The sequence below is a fragment of the Microbacterium shaanxiense genome (genome assembly GCF_054779995.1).
Genome location: NZ_BAAGXE010000003.1, coordinates 468,655 through 486,296, shown reverse-complemented (window position 1 = coordinate 486,296; position 17,642 = coordinate 468,655). Strand labels below are relative to the sequence as shown.

Here is a 17,642-nt window from a genome sequence, read left to right as displayed (position 1 = left end):
GGCGATGCTGCGGGTGCCGCCTGGTTCATAGCGTGAAGACATGAACACGCGAAACCACTTCTTCCTGACCCTCGTCGTCGTCCTGGGCTCGGTTGCGCTCGCCGTCCTGAACGGGCTTCGGCTGCTCGCACCGGCGTCGGTGGACTGGATAGCCGCCCTGGGGCCGGGGATCGCCGACCGGATGCTGCCGGGAACGGTCTGCGCGGCCATCGGTGTCGCGGCGGGTCTCGCCGGCACCGCCGTCGGGTTGCTGGGGCAGGCGGAGAGTCGCGCCACGTCGGGTGCGCCGCCGTCACGAGCACTGCGCGCGGCGGCCGTTGTCGTGGCAGGCGTCATGATCTTCCTGACCCCGGGCGGGCTGATCCCCGTCGCCGGTTACACGTTCGCCATGATCGTCATCATCGGTGTCTGCACGCTCGCGGTGCTGCTCGTGCGACGGCATCCGTGGTGGGGTCTGGCGCTGATCGCGGTGCTCGCCGGGCTCGTCACGTGGGCCGTCGTGCGGATGCGGGGGGCGGAACTGGCGAGCAGCCTCGGTGCCTCGCTGCTGGACGTGCTTCCCGGAGCGCTTCTCGCCGCGATCCATCTGCTGGCCGCGGTCGCGCTCCTCGCGCAGACCGAGTCACGCGGGCGCGGGCATCGGGGCGCATTCTCGCGGTGGGTGCTGCGGCACCGCAGGGCGATCACGATCGTGGCGGCGTGCTGCGCCGTGCCGTACACGTTCGCCCGCCTGACCTGGCTCACGCCGTGGCCGTTGCTGGCACCGGAGGCGCTCGACCCCGCCGCCATGCCGATGGTGCTGCTGACCGGACTCAGCCTGGGGACGGCGATGCTGGCCGGCGGAGTGCTGACTCTCGGTCTCATCCTGCCGTGGGGCCGCCGGTTCCCGCGATGGATGGCCGGCGTCGGTGGTCGCCCCGTGCCGATCGCACTCGCCGTGGTGCCGGCCTCGGTCGTCTCGGCGCTGTTCACCGCCGGCGGCATCGACATGGTGCTGTCGGCGCAGGACGGCGCGATCGGTGACGGCAGCATCGCGCACATCATCGAACTCGTGCTGGTGTTCCCGTTCTGGCTGTGGGGCCCGCTGCTGGCGCTGGCGACCTGGGGCTACGCGATGGCTCGTCAGTCCGGGGCCCCGCTGCCCGTGCATCCGTCGGATCGGGCCCTCAGCCGAACCGACCCTCGACGCTGAGCTGCTCGCCGGTGCCCACGCGCACGTCGTGCAGACGAAGGGTCGCGCCGTCGGCCGTGAACGACTCGTTGAGGTCGATCCGCCGGCCGATGAGTGCGCGCACATGCTTTCGGGCGAACAGCAGAGCGGTCTTCACCAGAAGGTTGCGGCTGCCGAGCGTCAGGTCGCGGATCGTGATGACGGCGTCTCTCGTCACCTCGATCCGCGCCTCGGCACGCGCCGACGCCATGAGCAGCTTCCAGCGCACGCCGGCGTATGCGATGACGCGGATGCCGTCTGCGCCGTCCTGCACGATCTCGATGCGCAGCCGGCCGAGACGGATGCCGCCCTCGCGCAGCATGGGCGCCGCGACGGATCTGATCAGCGGCACGAGATCCTTGGTGGCGATGGAGGCGTGGAAGGTGCCGCGCAGATCGCCGAGGTCCTCGTTCGGCACGATCGAATGGGCGCTCTCGGGAACACCCGGTTCTGCGGGCTCCGCGGCGGTGAGCCACACGATCGGCATGTCGAACGCCTGCACGTCGATCGTGAGCGGGCTGCGCTCGATCCGCATCGGTCGGGCGGAGAAGCGGAAGCTGCGCACGATGCCCGGTTCGCGGGAGATGATCTCCGGCTCTGGGATGTCTTCGGTCGCGGGGGTGTCCGTGACGGCGGAGTTCGTGACGGGGTCGACGGGCATCGGCGGCGCGGTCCAGCCGAGCGTCAACGTCGTGCCGGTGGCATCCAGCGTGAGGTGATCGAGATCGTTCCCGGTGAGGGAAGCGGTGACCTCGATGTCTTCGAGCCCCTTCAGGGCGACTTCACCCGCGTCCTGCGCGGCGCGAAGCAGAGTCGATCGCACCCAGCGCACGACGGTGGCGCTGTCGCCGGGCCAGGCTGTGGTCATGTGACCATCCTGACGCACCCAAGGCGCAGAGAGAGTCGCCTACACCGAGGCGCGCAACCAGCCGCCGGTCTTCACGCGCCAGCCGAGCGTCGCGAAGCGGGCGAGCATGTATACGCCGAAGAATGCGACCGCCAACCAGGTCACCCCGGCGGTGCCGTCGACTCCGACGAGGGTGATGATCCACAGCGCGGGAAGGAACGGCACGAGGTTGAGACCGCCGGCGATCGCGAGGTAGCGCACGTCGCCGGACCCCATCAGCACACCGTCGAGCACGAACACGATTCCTGCGATCGGCTGCGCCACGGCCAGCACGATGAGGGCCGGCTGGATGAGAGCCGCGACCGCGGCGTCGCCGGTGAAGGCGAGCCCGATCACGCCCGACAGAGCGGCGATCAGACCGCCGACGATGACGCCGAACCAGGCGCCCCACGCGACGGTGCGGGCGAGCACGTGCCGCACGCCGGGGATGTCGCCCGCACCGAGGCCCTTGCCGATCAACGCCTGCGCGGCGATCGCGAGCGCGTCGAGTGCGAACGCCGCGGCCGAGAAGATCGTGAAGACCACCTGCCAGCCGGCGAGCTCCGTGGTGCCGATGCCCGTGGCGATGCCGACCGTGACGAGCAGTGCGACTCGCAGGCTCACCGTGCGCAGGAACAGCCATCCGCCCGAGCGCGCCGAACCGCGGACGCCGTCGCGCTGGGGCCGGACGGAGGCCGAGTGCCGGCGCGCGAGGCGGCCGATGATGAGTGCATAGGCGGCGACCATGCCCCATTGCGCGACGATCGTGCCCGCGGCCGAGCCGGCGATGCCCCAGCCGAAGCCGTAGATGAACAGCCAGTTCAACAGTGCGTTCGCGCCGAAGCCTGCGCCGGCGATCCACAACGGGGTCATGGTGTCCTGCATGCCGCGCAGCAGGCCGGTGGCCGCGAACACGATGAGCATCGCGGGCAGACCCCACATCGAGATGGACAGGTAGATGTCGGCCTGCGCGGCGACCTCGGCCGATGCGCCGAACAGCGACACGAGCCACGGTGATGAGAGGGCGCCGGCGACGGCGAGCACTGCGCCGAGGCCGAGCGCCAACCACATTCCGTCGATGCCCACGCTCACGGCATCCTTTTTGTCGCCCGCACCGAAGCGTCTCGCGACCGCCGGCGTCGTCGAGTAGGCGAGGAAGACCATCAGGCCGACGATCGTCTGCAGCACGGCACTGGCGATGCCGAGACCGGCGAGCGGTGTGACGCCGAGGTGGCCGACGAGTGCGGCATCCACCATGAGGAACGCCGGCTCGGCGACCAGCGCCCCGAGCGCGGGGACGGCGAGGCGCACGATCTCCCGATTGAGTGTCTGGTGCGCGGTCACCGTTCGAGCCTAGTTGCGCCGGTCCGCGCCGCGGGTGGCTGTGGGGCGCCCGCGGCGGCGGGGTGCTGGGCGCAGGCGTGCGACCCGGCGGCGCGCCGTCGTAGGCTGGAGTAACCGGCATCCGGAGGTGGACGATGACAGATCCTCGAGACGCGGCAGCCCGATACCGGGCGCAGCAGCGCGATGAACCGGATGCCGAGGCGGAGGCCCCGCCGATGCAGCTCACCGCCGAGAATCAGCACGAGTTCGTCGAGACGGCGATCCAGCTGGCGATCCGCCGCGGCGAGTTCGACGATCTCCCCGGAGCGGGAAAACCGCTCGAGGGGCTGGGTACGCACCACGATCCCGACTGGTGGATCCGGCGGAAGATCGAGACCGAGAACCTCACCGGCCTCGGCCCTCCTGCGCTGCTGCTGCGCGTGGAGGATCGCGAGCTCGACGCGAACCTCGACCTTCTCGCGCGCGAGAGCGACGTGCGCGAGGTGCTCGAGGATTTCAACAAGCGGGTGATCTCTGCCCGTAGACAACTGCAGGGCGGCCCGCCGGTGGTCACCCGCACGCGCGACGTGGATGCCGAGATCGAGTCATGGCGCGAGCGCAGGGCCGCGCGGCCCGCTCCCGCCGCCGCGCCGGAACCCCCTCGACGCCGATTCGGCCGACGGAAGAAGGAGAACCGGAGTTAGGGCGCCCGCGGAACCCGCAAGGTTGTTCTTCCTGTGACCCGCCGACGACGATCCCACCTGAACGACTCGCGTGTCCGAGAGCGCGCATAGGGTGGACTTCATGACTGATGCTCTCCCCGCCGGCCTCGCCACCGAAGAATTCAGCTCCGAGATCCGTCCGCAGGACGACCTCTACCGGTACGTGAACGGCTCGTGGCTCGAGCGCACCGAGATTCCTGGAGACAAGGCGCGCTGGGGCTCGTTCCACCTGCTCGCCGAGCAGGCCGAGAAGGACGTGCGCGCGATCATCGAGGAGTCGCAGACGGCGGAAGCCGGCAGCCTTGCACGCAAGATCGGCGACATGTTCTCGAGCTTCATGGACACCGCTCGCATCGATGCGGCCGGCGTCACCCCGCTCGCGGAGACCCTCGCCGAGATCGACCTGATCGACGGCATCCCCTCGTTCCTCGCGACGATCGGCGCGTACGAGCGCGACGGTCGCGCGCACCTGATCGGCCTCTACATCGACGGCGACCCCGGTGATCCGGAGCGCTACGTGCCGATCCTCGTGCAGTCCGGTCTCTCGCTCCCCGACGAGAGCTACTACCGCCTCGAGAGCTTCAAAGCCACCCGCACCGCCTACCGCGCCCACCTCGAGCGCCTGCTCGCGCTCGCCGGTATCGCGGACGCCGCAGGCGACGCCGAGCGCTCGTTCGAGCTCGAGAAGGCGATCGCCTCGCATCACTGGGACAACGTGGCGAGCCGCGACGCCGTGGCCACGTACAACCTCAAGACGTGGGACGAGCTGCAGGCGCTGACCGGCGTCGACCTGACGCCGTGGCGGGATGCCGTCGTGCCGACCAACCCGGATGCCTTCACCGAAGCCGTCGTATCGCAGCCGAGCGCACTCGAGGGTCTCGGATCGCTGCTCGTCGAGGAACGCCTCGACGAATGGAAGTCGTGGCTGCGCGCGCACGTCGTGCACGCCGCCGCCCCGTACCTCACCGACGACCTCGTGCAGGAGAACTTCTCGTTCTACGGCACCGAGATCTCGGGCGTCCCCACGATCCGTGAGCGCTGGAAGCGCGGCGTCTCGGTCACCGAAGGCGCACTCGGAGAGGCCATCGGCAAGGTCTACGTCGAGCGCCACTACCCGCCGACGGCGAAGGCCGCGATGGACGAGCTCGTCGCGAACCTCATCGAGGCCTACCGTCAGAGCATCACCACGCTCGAATGGATGAGCCCGGAGACCAGGGAGCGCGCGCTCGCCAAGCTCGACGCGTTCACCCCGAAGATCGGTCACCCCGAGGTGTGGCGCGACTACTCGACTCTCGAGATCGACCCCGCTGACATCTTCGGCAACGTCCGCCGCGCGAACATCTTCGAGCACGACCGCAACATCGACAAGGTCGGTAAGCCGATCGACCGCAACGAGTGGCACATGCCGCCTCAGATGGTCAACGCCTACTACAACCCCTCGATGAACGAGATCGTGTTCCCGGCGGCGATCCTGCAGTACCCGTTCTTCGACGCCTCCCGCGACGCCGCAGCGAACTACGGCGGCATCGGTGCCGTGATCGGCCACGAGATCGGTCACGGATTCGACGACCAGGGCAGCCGCTACGACGGCTCAGGCAAGCTCGACGACTGGTGGACGGATGCCGACCGCTCAGCCTTCGAGGAGCGCACGAAGGCACTGATCGCCCAGTACGACGCACTGGTGCCGGTCGGGCTTCCCGCCGAGAATCATGTCAACGGTGCTCTGACGATCGGTGAGAACATCGGCGACCTGGGCGGTCTGGGTATCGCGCTGAAGGCCTACGAGCTCTCGCTCGGCGGCGCGGAGGCGCCGGTCATCGACGGGCTCACCGGCGTGCAGCGGCTGCTGCTGTCGTGGGCGCAGGTGTGGCAGCAGAAGAGCCGCGACGCCGAGACCGTGCGCTTGCTCACGATCGATCCGCACTCCCCGAACGAGTTCCGCTGCAACCAGATCGTGCGCAACATCGATGCGTTCTACGAGGCGTTCGACGTGACGGAAACGGACGCGCTGCACCTTCCCCGCGAACAGCGTGTGACGATCTGGTGATCTTTGCCCGCCGTTCGTGACAGGGACGGAGCGGGCGGGGTTACGATAGCGAGTGCTGCTGGGGGGCATGCTCCCGGCGGCGTCCCCTGAAGACCTTCCTGGGAAGGAACATGCGTGGGCACTCCCCCCGAGCCTTCGCCGCCTGCGATGCTGCGCAGATCACAGCGCAATCGTCGACGACTTCCTCGCCGCGCCGCCGTGGGACGCCGCTCCTTCGTGACCACGCTGCGCGCGCTGGAGGAACTGGTGGATGCCGGCGCACAGGTGTCCGTCCACGTCACAGACCTCGACAGCGGCGCCGAGGTGCTCGCCGGCGACGATCACGTCACGATGCCGATCGCCGGCCTCGGCGTGGTGCCGCTGCTGATCGAGGTCGCGGCCGGTTTCGAAACCGGAACGCTGGATCCGTTGGAGATCGTGGATCGCGCCTCGACCGACCAGGTCACGACGGCGGGGGTGTGGCGCAATCTGAGGGCACCCGCGTTGCCGCTCGCCGACCTCGCCGTGCTGGCGGCGACGGCGGGCGATCCGCTGGCGGTCAATGCCCTCCTGGCCTACGTGGGTGACGAGCGGGTCAACGAGCGTCTCGGCGCGCTCGGCCTCACCCGCACCGCGCTGCTCGACCGCTTCCGCGACGAACGGGGGCCGGATGACGCCCCGCACCTCGCGGTCGGCACGACGCGAGAGCTCGCCGGGCTCTTCTCCGCTCTGGTGAACTCGACCGCGGTCGACGTCGCCGTCAGCGCGCAGGTGTCGGAGTGGCTGAACCTGAACCACGACCTGAGCCTGGTCGCGGCATCCACGGGCCTGGATCCGTTCTCTCATGACCACGACGCCCACGGGCTGCTGTTCATCAACAAGACGGGGCGGGAGCGCGGCGTACGCGCGGAGGCCGGCGTGCTCGCCGGTCCGCGGGCGGGGATCGCGTACGCGATGATCGTGTGCTTCGACGACCTGTCGATCACTCACCGGCTCCGCGTGCATGACGCGTTCCGCGTGCTCGGGCTCGAGCTGATGGAGTACGCGCACTGAAGTCGCGGGCATCAAGCCCGGTGTCGGTCAGAAAGGGCCGAATCTGTGCTGGGGATCGAGAGCATGCACGACGGGCTCGAGAGCGTCCGCGAGGGCGTCGAGCTGCTCGGGTGCGAGGTGATCGAGCACGAGCCGGTGCACCGTGGCGAAGTGGTCGGGTGCGGCGAGCACCAGCCGGCGGCGGCCTTGTCGGCTGAGATGCAGCAGCACGCTGCGTCGATCGGTCGCGCTCTCCTCCCGCTCCAGCAGGCCCCTCTGCTCGAGTCTGCTGACGACCTTCGAGCAGCGGGGGAGAGTCGCGTTGGTCGCCGTGGCCAGGTCGCTCAGGCGCATGGCGCCCCCATGTCGAAGCGCGCTGAGCAGGATGAACTCGTAATGCGTGAGGTCGGCGTCGCGCTGCAACTGAGCGTCGAGGGCTGCCGGAAGGAGTTCGGCCGCATTGATCAGCGCGAGCCAGGCCCGGGACTGCTCCTGCGTCATGCGAGGAAGGGGTGCGACCATGATCCCATTCTGCCCGGGTACCCTCGTCGGATGGACGACTGGACCCCGCATCGCCGTGACGACGGCGAGCTGCTCGGATGGATCCACCCGGCAGGCGACGACTGGGTGGCGGTGGATGTGCTCGGTCGTGCGATCTCGGATCCCATCGAATGGCTCGATGCCGAGACCGCGCTGGAGGAGCACGGTCTCTCGTGGCTCGCCGATCCGTGGATGCTCGAGGGCGAAGCCGAGCGTCCGCTCCGAGTGCGCATGGTCGAGGTGACTCCGGATCGCCAGGGCACCCCAGGGCGCATCGTCGTGAAGGTCGACGACTACGGCGACATGAGCCGCACGGCCGCCGAGCAGTTCGTGCTGCCGTGGCCGGTTCCCGATCGGCTGCGCGCACCGCGGACGGGTGATCCGGACGGCTTCACGCTCTGACCGCGTCCGATGGCGTGCTCAGCTCGGCAGTGACGGGTGCGGTTCGATCGCGCGGCTCTTCGGGATGAACAGCGACAGCACGACGGCGATGACGGCGGCGACGATGGCGAGCCAGTAGCAGACGTTGAACGCCTCCCGCGTGGGCACGGCGACGCCGTCGATCTCCACGCTCATGGCGGCCAGGACCGCGCCCATGACGGCGGAGGCGCTCGAGGTGCCCACCGAGCGGAACAGCGCGTTCAGCCCGTTCGATGCGCCCGTCTCGTTCGCGGGCACCGCGCGCATGATGATCATCGGCATGGCGGCGAACGTGAAGCCGATGCCGACGCCGATGATCGCGTTGGCGACGAGGATGTTCCACCATTCGGTCGACCAGATCAGCACGTAGACGTAGGCGAGCACGATCGCCGACGCGCCGACGGTGAACAGCGGCCGCGGGCCCACCGTGCGCTCGAGCCATCCGGAGAGCGGGGAGATCACCATCATCACCAGTCCGGCGGGCATGACGATGAACGCGGCGGTGATCATGTCGAGCCCGAAGCCGGACCCCGTCTCCACGGGGAGTTCGAGCATCTGCGGGAACGTGACGTTCGATCCGAACAGCGCGAATCCCATGCCGATCGCGGCGATGTTCGTGAACAGCACGGCGGGGCGTGCGGCGACGCGCAGATCCAGCAGCGGATCCTTCGTGCGGAGCTGATACCAGCCCCACACCAGCAGCACGAGCACACCGCCGATGAGAAGTGCGAGTCCGATGGGCGACGTCCACCCCCACTGCGCGCCGCGCGACACGTACAGGAGCAGTCCGGTCAGCCCGATCGCGAGGCCGATCGCACCCGGCACGTCGAGGCGACCGGGGGAGAGCAGCACGTCCTCTGGAACGAGGAACAGCACGAGGATGAGTCCTGTGATGCCGAGGCCGGCCGCGAGCCAGAACAGCGAATGCCAGTCGGCGTTGATCGCCAGATAGGCGGCCAACGGCATTCCGAGCGCTCCGCCGACGCCCATGGTGGCGCTCATGAGTGCGACGGCGGTGCCGAGCCGCTTCGTCGGGAGGATGTCTCGCATGATCGCGATGCCGAGCGGGATGACGCCGGTGACGCCGCCCTGCAGCGCTCGGCCGATGATCACGCCGACGATGGACCCGGAGAGCGCGGCGATCACCGAGCCGACGATGAGTGCCGCCAGCAGCACCACGATGACGCGGCGCTTGCCGTACATGTCGCCGAGGCGACCGGAGATCGGGGTCGCGATGGCGGCGACCAGCAACGTGATCGTGACGACCCAGGTGGTGTCCTCGCGTGACGCGTTCAGCAGTGTGGGCAGTTCGGCCTGCAGCGGCACGACCAGCGTGAACATGAACGACGCGCAGAGGCCGGCGAACGCGAGCACCGCGACAGTGAGTCCGCGATTGGGGGTGCGGGAGAGGCGTTTCCTGGCTCTGTCGTCTCGATCTCCCACTCCGCCAGGCTACCGGTGTCAGGAAGTGCAGGGCGCGTCGGAGCGACATCGAGGCCGTCCGGTAGAGTCATGCGCGGCTGCGCACGACACGCATCCGTCCGCACTCCGCAGGGTCGGAGCGAGAGTCACGCAGGAGTCCTCTTGAACCACGCATCCTCGTCCTCTCCGGACATCGCTCCCGCGATCGCATTTCGGAACGGGCAGCTGATCCGAGACGGTCGGCCGTACCGGATCCTTGCGGGCGCGCTGCACTACTTCCGCGTCCATCCCGGGCAGTGGGAGGATCGCCTGCGTCGCCTGGCTGCGATGGGGGCGAACACGGTCGACACCTACGTGGCCTGGAACTTCCATGAGCGCACCGAGGGCGAACCCCGTTTCGACGGTTGGCGCGATCTGGAGTCTTTCATCCGTCTGGCCGGCGAGGTGGGACTCGACGTCTACCTGCGCCCGAGCCCGTACATCTGCGCTGAATGGTCGAACGGCGGGCTGCCGTCCTGGCTCACCGGCCGGGTGAATGCGCTGCGTACGAGCGACTCGGAGTACCTTGCCGCCGTCGATCGCTGGTACGACGCTTTGATCCCGCGCATCGTGCCGCTGCAGGCCGCGTTCGGCGGGCCCGTCGTCGCCGTGCAGATCGAGAACGAGTACGGGTCGTTCGGCAGCGATCACTCGTATCTCGAGCACCAGCGCGATGCGCTGCGTTCACGCGGCATCGTGGAGCTGCTGACGACGGCTGACGGCATCACGCCCGACATGGTCGCGCACGGTTCGGTGGAAGGCGCCCTCCCGACGTTCACCTTCGGCACCGGTGTCGCCGCCGCACAGGAGCTGCGTCGTCAGGAGGATGCCCTCATGTGCAGCGAGCTGTGGGGAGGGTGGTTCGATCACTGGGGTGAGCAGCATCACGTGCGTTCGGCGCAGAGCATGATCGGCACGGTCGAAGAGCTGCTCGCTGCCGGTGGATCCGTCAGCGTCTACATGGCCCACGGCGGCACGAACTTCGGGCTGTGGAACGGCGCCAACCATGACGGCGCACTGCAGCCGACGATCACGAGCTACGACTCGGATGCGCCGATCGGTGAGGACGGATCGCTCAACGCCAAGTTCGAGGCGCTGCGTGCGGCGTTCGCGCCGTTCCACGACGGCGAGCTGCCGCAGCGCCCGGCACCGGCACCGGTGCAGGCCGCGCAGGCGGCGCCGTTGCATCCGGTGGTCTCCTTGCGCGAGTTCGTCGGGTCGCTGCCTGCGGTGGGCGAGACCACTCCCATGCCGCAGACCTTCGAGCAGCTCGGCGTGGAGGACGGCATCGTGGCGTATCAGGCGCACCTCGATGTGCCGGCGGATGCGACGGTCGACGTCGACACGCTGCACGATCGTGCCACGGTCTTCGTCGATGACGAGCGCGTCGGAACGCTGGAACGCGACGGGCAGCTGTCGCTGGCGCTGCCTGGCGGAGCGCGCCGGGCGACGCTGACGCTCGTGGTCGAGAGCCTCGGACGCATCAATTACGGTCCGCGCACCGGCGAGGGCAAGGGCATCATGCACGGGGTGCGCATCAACGGCCGCCGGTACGTGCACGGCTGGACGCACCGTGCGCTTCCGCGCGACGCGTCACCTTCCGCGGAGGGTGCGGAGGCGGCGCGGTCCGCCCCGAGCGCGGCAGCTGATGGTCTGTCCGATGGTGTCGCGCGCGCGACGATCGCCGTCGAGATCCCGGCGGATGCGTGGCTCGCGTTCCCTGGCGGCACCAAGGGCATGGTCTGGCTCAACGGATTCCTCCTCGGTCGCTACTGGAAGGTCGGACCGCAGCAGACGCTGTACGCCCCGTCCCCGCTCTGGAGGGCCGGCGCGAACGAGATCGTCGTACTCGACACCGACGGGCTGGGCTCCACTGTCGAGGTGCGGGAGAGCCCGGACTTCGGCCCGACCGAGGAGTTCGTCGGCTCCTGAACGACGATGTGCGGCGGATCGGTCACACTTCCGTGACGGCCGTCGTCTCCTTCATGAACCGCACCCGCGGACAGCTGAAGGAGACACCATGCCTGCACCCACCCGCGACGAGCTCGAGAGCTTCACCGGCGAGATCATCACCCCTGGCTCGCCCGATTACCGGACGGCGGCGCGAACCGCGCTCGCCTTCGCCGAACCTGCGCTCATCCTCCGTCCCGTCGACGTCGAGGACGTGCAGCGTGCCGTGCGCTTCGCCGCGGCATCCGATCTTCCCGTCGCGGTGCGCGGAGGAGGCCATTCCGCCGCCGGGCTGAGCACCGTCGACGGGGGCATCGTCATCGATCTCGCAGAACTCGGCACCGTCGACGTCCTCGACGGACGCAGGGTGCGCGTCGGCGGGGGCGCCGTATGGTGTCAGGTGGTGGATGCGCTGACCCCGCACGGACTCGTGATCTCCTCCGGTGACACGGCGGATGTGGGTGTCGGGGGACTCACCCTCTCCGGCGGCATCGGCTGGCTCGTGCGGCGGCATGGACTCACGCTCGATCATCTTCGGGCAGTCGAACTGGTCACGTCCGACGGCGCGGTGCTCCGCGTGGATGAGGATGAGCACGCCGAGTTGTTCTGGGCGCTGCGCGGCGGCGGTGGGGCGTTCGGCATCGTGACCGCGTTCGAGTTCGAGGCGCAACCCGCTCGGCTGTTCACCAGGGCGTCGCTCACTTTTCCCGCTGATCAGGCTGCGCGGGTCGTGCCGGCCTGGACGCGTTACATGCGCACCGCTCCCCAGGAGATCAGCTCGACCATGGTGCTCTCGAACCCGTTCGCCGGCGGAGTGGATGCTCCCATCGAGTTGACGTTCGTGCGTTGCGACGCGGGGCCGCTGGACGATGCTCTGGCGGCGGTGGGGGCGTCGGCCGCCCCGTTGACGCAGGACGTCGGGCAGCTGCCGTATGCCGAGCTGCTGCACGAGGGGAACGAGCTCCCGAAGGGACTGCGGGTCGCGCTTCGGAGCGGTTTCGTCGCGTCCGATTCCGCGGATGCGGCGGCCGAGGCGGTGGCGCGCATCGCCGCGTCCGACCAGCCGGCATCCATCGTGCTGCACAGCCTCGGTGGAGCGTACGGGGAGGTCTCGGCCGAGGCCACGGCGTTCGCCCATCGCGGTGCGGAGCTGATGGTGAGCACTTTCGCGGCGGCCCCCGACGCCGCCTACGAGGGGCTGCGTGTCCGCATGGACGACGTCTGGCAGGTGCTGCAGCCGCTCACGCTCGGCGCATACGCGAACTCGTTGGACGGCACGTCGGCGGATGCCGTGGCATCCGTCTACCCGCAATCCACGCGGCGGCGGTTGGCGGCCCTCAAGGACGCCTACGATCCGTCGGATCTTTTCTCACGGACCTTCGCACCGTCGCCGCTGCCCGCGCGGTAACCTGCGCAGGGCACGAGAGGAATCATGATGGACAGCACTGCGCTCGCGGTCGAGTTCGACGCTCATCGGCGATACCTGACCGCCGTCGCCTACCGGATGCTCGGCTCGCACGCCGACGCGGAGGACGCCGTTCAGGAATCGTGGTTCCGGCTCGAACGGGCCGAAGGGGCGATCGACGACACGCGTGCGTGGCTCACGCGCGTCGTGAGCCGGATCTGTCTCGACCAGCTGCGCTCGCGCACGCGGAGGCAGGAGAATCCTCTCGACGCGCTGCCCGACGTTGAGGCGCTGCCGGACGAGCACGGACCCGCCGCTCTCGTCGAGCAGGCGGATCGGGTCGGGTACGCGCTCATGCTGGTGCTCGAGCAGCTCACGCCCGACGAAAGACTGGCGTACGTGCTGCACGACGTCTTCGGTCTGCGGTTCGAGGACATCGCAGAGATCGTCGCGCGCACGCCGCAGGCCGCGCGCAAGCTCGCCAGCCGTGCGCGCGACCGCGTTCGCGGCGCTGATCCGTCTTCGCCGCAGCCCCGCGCGACGCGGGAGCAGCAGCGGGCCGTCGTCGACGCGTTCCTCGCCGCCGCCCGCAGCGGCGACTTCACGCGCCTGGTGGGCGTGCTGCACCCCGACGTGGAGTTCCGCGTCGACCGGGGGCCGGACGGCGTGCAGATCGTGAGAGGTGCGGAGCGGGTGGCCTCGCAGGCGTCGCAGTTCCACCGGCTTGCGCGCGACTACGAGTTCGAGATCGTCGAACTCGGAGACAGCATCGGCGTGCTCGCACTGGAGCACGGAGCGCCGAGCTCGCTGCTGATGTTCACCAGCGCCGACGGCGTCGTCACCCGTATGGAGTCGCGACTGCTCAAGTGAGAGCATCCGCCCTGTCGTTTCCGCATCGGGGCCGAGGAGGGGCAGACTGGGTGCGTGCGAACCATACGTGACCTGGACACCGTTGAACTCATCATCGACGCGCAGAGCCTGCTCGATTCCATCCGCGGGCCGGAGCGCGTCATCGATGCGGGCACGCTGCGTGCGCTGCAGCAATCCGGCAACTACGTCGTCGGGCTGTTCGACGACGAGGACGGATCGGAGCGCATGGTCGGGGCTTCCGTCGCCTTCTTCGGCGTTCCCGGTCAGCGCACGATGCATTCCCACATCACCGCGCTGATTCCCGAATACCGCGGACGCGGGTGGGGGCGCGAGCTCAAGGAGCATCAGCGCCAGTGGGCGTTCTCGCGCGAAGTCGGGCGGATCACGTGGACCTTCGATCCGCTCGTCGCACGCAACGCGCACTTCTTCCTCACCGTGCTGGGTGCGCGGGTCACCGGTTATTCGGTGAACAACTACGGCATCTTCGGCGGTGGTGACGCCGGCGACGAGAGCGACCGTCTCGACGTCGAGTGGGCGCTCGCCGACATCGCCAAGCATCCTGCGGCGGAGACCGTCGTGGCGACGCTCGAGATCCCCTCTGATGTCGAGGGGATGCGGGTGTCCGACCCCGACGCTGCACACGAGTGGCGCCTGCGGCTGCGCGGCGAGATGGAGCAGATGCTCGGGCGGGGCCTGCGTGTCGCCGGTTTCGACGTGAAGCAGGGGTACCTGTTCACCGAGTGAGCGGGGCCCTCCTCATCGGTGTCCGGTGCCTCCGGCGCGGCACCGGACACCGACATGGTTCGATGGGTGCATGAGCGACGTCGAGCAGGTACCAGCGCAGTCACCGTTCCATTCCCGACTGCCGATCGGCGAGCGACTGGATGCGTCGACGCTGACTGAGGGCCTGCCATGGGCCTTCGACGAGATCGCCATGCGGCCGCTCGAGCCGATGCTGGTGCCGGAGAAGCCGCGCGGCGGTGAGGCGGATCCATCGCAGTGCGGTGCGTGCGAGCCTTCCGCGAGCACGATCTGGCATGACGATCTGTGGCAGGTGGGTATGAGATCCGAGCTGAGCGGCCTGCCTTTCATGGCGTGGGTCTCGCCGCGCGATCACTGGCTGCTCGAGGATGCGCCGGTCGAGGTGCTCGCCGCACTCGGGCCGCTGATGCAGCGGATCTCGGAGGCGGTCAAGAGCATCCCGGGTGTCGCGCGTTGCCACTTCTCGCGATGGAATGACGGCTCAGCGCACCTGCACATGTGGGCACTCGCTCGCCCGGCTGGCATGATGCAGGGACGCGGCGCCGCACTCGCCTTCTGGGACGACATCCTCCCGCCGCTGCCGCAGGCGATGGCAGACGAGCACGCACGCATCGTCGCCGAGGCGCTCGCCGCGGGCGGGGGAGAGGCCTTCCCTCACCGCTGACGACGCCACGCTGAGCCGGTGTCGGATGCTCGTGGCATCCTGTTCCCATGGACGATGAGGTGGGGCAGGTGGGCGGTTCGGCGGAGAAGCCCGCGGTGTACTTCCGCGATGCGGCGGAGTTCCGCACCTGGCTCGAACGGCATCACGCCTCCGAATCGGAGTTGTGGATGGAGGTGCGCAAGGCGCACGTCGCCGATCGTGGTCTGACGTGGGCGGATGCCGTGCCCGAGGCTCTGTGCTTCGGATGGATCGACTCGGTGTCGCAGCCCATCGACGATGACCGGCGGCGTCAGCGGTGGACGCCGCGGAAAGCGGGCAGCACCTGGTCGAAGGTCAATGTGACCCACGTCGAGCGCCTCGTGGCCGAGGGGAAGATGGCGCCCGCCGGCCTGGCCGCGTTCGAGGCCCGCAGCGCAGATCGCACCGGGACGTATTCCCATGAGAACGACGCCGCAGAGCTCGAGCCCGAGGTGCAGGCCGTGCTCGGCTCCTCGGTCGCTGCGCAGGCGTTCCTCGACGCCGCAGCCCCTGGGTACCGCAAGGCGGTGCGCCACTGGATCGCGACAGCCAAGCGTCCGGCCACCCGCATCGCGCGCGCCGAGCAGCTCGTGGCAGAGAGCGCCGCCGGGCAGCTCGTACCCTTCGCGCGCCCGGGCAAGACGCCGGCGTGGCTCGTGCGCGCGGCTGCCGCGGCTGCCTCGGCCGAGGGCTGAATCGGGCGCGCCGGCGCGGATAGGATGGATGACGCCGCGGCATGTCCGCGCGCAGCATCCGAATCTCTCCCGACCATTGGAGCCACCGTGGCCGAACAGTCCCGTCTAGACAAGGTCATCAGCCTCGCCCGCCACCGCGGGTTCGTGTTCCAAGCGGGTGAGATCTACGGCGGTTCGCGTTCCGCGTGGGACTACGGTCCCCTCGGCACGGAGCTGAAGGAGAACATCCGTCGTCAGTGGTGGCAGACCTTCGTGCGCGGACGCGGCGACATGGTGGGCCTCGACTCCTCGATCATCCTCCCGAAGCGCGTCTGGGAGGCCTCCGGCCACGTGGCGACCTTCACCGACCCGCTGGTCGAGTGCCTCAGCTGTCACAAGCGCTTCCGCGCCGACACCCTCGTTGAGGACTTCGAGGCGCGCAAGGGACGCACGGCCGAGAACGGCCTCGCCGACGTGCCGTGCCCGAACTGCGGCAACAAGGGGCAGTACACCGAGCCGAAGGCGTTCTCGGGCCTGGTCAAGACCTACCTCGGTGTCGTCGACGACGAGTCCGGACTGTTCTACCTGCGTCCGGAGACGGCACAGGGCATCTTCGTGAACTTCGCCAACGTGCTCACGGCGAGCCGTAAGAAGCCGCCGTTCGGCATCGGCCAGGTCGGCAAGGCCTTCCGCAACGAGATCACGCCGGGAAACTTCATCTTCCGCACGCGCGAGTTCGAGCAGATGGAGATCGAGTACTTCGTGCCGCCCGCAGAGGCGCAGGAGTGGTTCGAGCACTGGGTCGAAGCGTGCTGGGCGTGGTTCGAGGACCTCGGCATCGACACGGCGAACATGCGCCGCTTCGACGTGCCCGAGGACGAGCGGGCGCACTATTCCGCCGGAACGATCGACTTCGAGTACCGCTTCGGCTTCCCCGGCAAGGAGTGGGGCGAGCTCATGGGCGTCGCCAACCGCACCGACTACGACCTGTCGGGTCACTCGGAGGCGTCCGGCCAGAGCCTGTCCTACTTCGACCAGGCATCCGGTGAGCGCTACACCCCGTACGTCATCGAGCCGTCGTTCGGACTCACCCGCTCGATGATGGCGTTCCTGGTCGACTCGTACGTCGAGGAGGAGGTGCCGAACGCGAAGGGCGGCACCGACACCCGCACGGTGCTCAAGCTCGACCCGCGTCTGGCGCCCGTCAAGGTCGCCGTGCTTCCGCTGTCGCGCAATGAAAAGCTGTCGCCGCTCGCGCGCGAGGTCGCCGACTCGCTGCGTGGACGCTGGGCCATCGACTTCGACGATGCCGGTGCGATCGGTCGGCGCTACCGCCGTCAGGACGAGATCGGTACGCCGTTCTGCGTGACGGTCGACTTCGACTCTCTCGATGACCACGCCGTCACCGTGCGCGATCGCGACACAATGGCGCAGGAGCGCATCCCCGTTGAGAAGCTCCACGAGTACCTGGCTGAGCGCCTCAAGGGCGCCTAGCTCTCACTCCCCGCCGCCGAGACCCCTGATTGCCGTCGAGACCCCGCCCGGTCATCGACGTCTGCACGCAGGGGTCTCGGCGATGAGGCGGGGTCTCGGCAGCGGAGCGAATCTCTGCTATGGTCTCTGACCGTGGGTACTCTGAAGCACTAGATCGGGACGCCGCGTCGAGACATCTCCGCGGC

At 69.0% G+C, this 17,642-nt stretch carries 16 protein-coding genes; 12 read left to right on the top strand and 4 right to left on the bottom strand.

Going from position 1 to position 17,642, the window contains the following annotated elements; genetic code table 11:
- Positions 1-40 precede the first annotated feature (40 nt).
- Entirely contained in the window at positions 41-1,192 is a 1,152-nt protein-coding gene (locus tag ACYVG2_RS11905; protein WP_460781171.1) for a hypothetical protein, read from the top strand.
- Here ACYVG2_RS11905 and ACYVG2_RS11900 read toward each other — a convergent pair.
- Both ACYVG2_RS11900 and ACYVG2_RS11895 read right to left on the bottom strand, forming a co-directional pair.
- Complete coding sequence (locus ACYVG2_RS11900) at positions 1,167-2,078, bottom strand: hypothetical protein (protein WP_460781170.1); 912 nt, start codon at positions 2,076-2,078, stop codon at positions 1,167-1,169. The two genes, ACYVG2_RS11905 and ACYVG2_RS11900, sit on opposite strands and share 26 nt — an antisense overlap.
- A 39-nt stretch (positions 2,079-2,117) precedes the next feature.
- The gene (locus ACYVG2_RS11895) at positions 2,118-3,440 is read right to left on the bottom strand and encodes an MATE family efflux transporter (RefSeq protein WP_460781169.1); all 1,323 of its coding nucleotides are present in this window, start codon (positions 3,438-3,440) and stop codon (positions 2,118-2,120) included.
- Between the two features lie 134 nt (positions 3,441-3,574).
- On the opposite strand from ACYVG2_RS11895, the gene ACYVG2_RS11890 reads away from it, so the two are divergent.
- The 3 genes from ACYVG2_RS11890 to ACYVG2_RS11880 all read left to right on the top strand — a co-directional run bounded on the left by ACYVG2_RS11890 (position 3,575) and on the right by ACYVG2_RS11880 (position 7,220).
- On the top strand, positions 3,575-4,123 hold the full coding sequence (locus ACYVG2_RS11890; RefSeq protein ID WP_460781168.1) for a DnaJ family domain-containing protein: 549 nt from the start codon (positions 3,575-3,577) through the stop codon (positions 4,121-4,123).
- Between the two features lie 100 nt (positions 4,124-4,223).
- Positions 4,224-6,188, top strand: coding sequence for a M13 family metallopeptidase (locus ACYVG2_RS11885; protein ID WP_460781167.1), 1,965 nt, complete (start codon positions 4,224-4,226; stop codon positions 6,186-6,188).
- A gap of 147 nt (positions 6,189-6,335) precedes the next feature.
- Complete coding sequence (locus tag ACYVG2_RS11880) at positions 6,336-7,220, top strand: serine hydrolase (RefSeq protein WP_460781461.1); 885 nt, start codon at positions 6,336-6,338, stop codon at positions 7,218-7,220.
- 27 nt (positions 7,221-7,247) lie between these two features.
- Here ACYVG2_RS11880 and ACYVG2_RS11875 read toward each other — a convergent pair whose 3' ends face one another.
- On the bottom strand, positions 7,248-7,721 hold the full coding sequence (locus ACYVG2_RS11875; RefSeq protein WP_460781166.1) for a MarR family winged helix-turn-helix transcriptional regulator: 474 nt from the start codon (positions 7,719-7,721) through the stop codon (positions 7,248-7,250).
- A 30-nt stretch (positions 7,722-7,751) separates the two neighbouring features.
- Here ACYVG2_RS11875 and ACYVG2_RS11870 point away from each other — a divergent pair, with 30 nt between their 5' ends.
- Entirely contained in the window at positions 7,752-8,141 is a 390-nt protein-coding gene (locus tag ACYVG2_RS11870) for a hypothetical protein (protein WP_448964303.1), read from the top strand.
- A gap of 18 nt (positions 8,142-8,159) precedes the next feature.
- On the opposite strand, the gene ACYVG2_RS11865 is transcribed toward ACYVG2_RS11870, so the two are convergent.
- Positions 8,160-9,602 carry an MFS transporter gene (locus ACYVG2_RS11865; protein WP_460781165.1) on the bottom strand — a complete coding sequence of 481 codons (1,443 nt, stop codon included), beginning with the start codon at positions 9,600-9,602 and terminating at the stop codon, positions 8,160-8,162.
- Between the two features lie 141 nt (positions 9,603-9,743).
- Here ACYVG2_RS11865 and ACYVG2_RS11860 point away from each other — a divergent pair, with 141 nt between their 5' ends.
- The 7 genes from ACYVG2_RS11860 to ACYVG2_RS11830 all read left to right on the top strand — a co-directional run bounded on the left by ACYVG2_RS11860 (position 9,744) and on the right by ACYVG2_RS11830 (position 17,457).
- Entirely contained in the window at positions 9,744-11,552 is a 1,809-nt protein-coding gene (locus ACYVG2_RS11860; protein ID WP_460781164.1) for a glycoside hydrolase family 35 protein, read from the top strand.
- An 88-nt stretch (positions 11,553-11,640) separates the two neighbouring features.
- The gene (locus ACYVG2_RS11855) at positions 11,641-12,978 is read left to right on the top strand and encodes an FAD-binding oxidoreductase (RefSeq protein WP_460781163.1); all 1,338 of its coding nucleotides are present in this window, start codon (positions 11,641-11,643) and stop codon (positions 12,976-12,978) included.
- A gap of 24 nt (positions 12,979-13,002) precedes the next feature.
- Complete coding sequence (locus ACYVG2_RS11850) at positions 13,003-13,845, top strand: sigma-70 family RNA polymerase sigma factor (RefSeq protein ID WP_460781162.1); 843 nt, start codon at positions 13,003-13,005, stop codon at positions 13,843-13,845.
- Positions 13,846-13,899: 54 nt separating this feature from the next.
- The gene (locus tag ACYVG2_RS11845; protein ID WP_460781161.1) at positions 13,900-14,589 is read left to right on the top strand and encodes a GNAT family N-acetyltransferase; all 690 of its coding nucleotides are present in this window, start codon (positions 13,900-13,902) and stop codon (positions 14,587-14,589) included.
- Positions 14,590-14,659: 70 nt separating this feature from the next.
- The gene (locus ACYVG2_RS11840) at positions 14,660-15,271 is read left to right on the top strand and encodes a hypothetical protein (RefSeq protein ID WP_460781160.1); all 612 of its coding nucleotides are present in this window, start codon (positions 14,660-14,662) and stop codon (positions 15,269-15,271) included.
- 47 nt (positions 15,272-15,318) lie between these two features.
- Positions 15,319-15,984: a YdeI/OmpD-associated family protein gene (locus ACYVG2_RS11835; protein ID WP_460781159.1), complete on the top strand. Its 666-nt coding sequence runs from the start codon at positions 15,319-15,321 to the stop codon at positions 15,982-15,984.
- Positions 15,985-16,071: 87 nt separating this feature from the next.
- Positions 16,072-17,457, top strand: a complete 1,386-nt coding sequence (locus ACYVG2_RS11830; RefSeq protein ID WP_460781158.1) for a glycine--tRNA ligase — start codon at positions 16,072-16,074, stop codon at positions 17,455-17,457.
- The last annotated feature ends 185 nt before the right edge of the window (positions 17,458-17,642 follow it).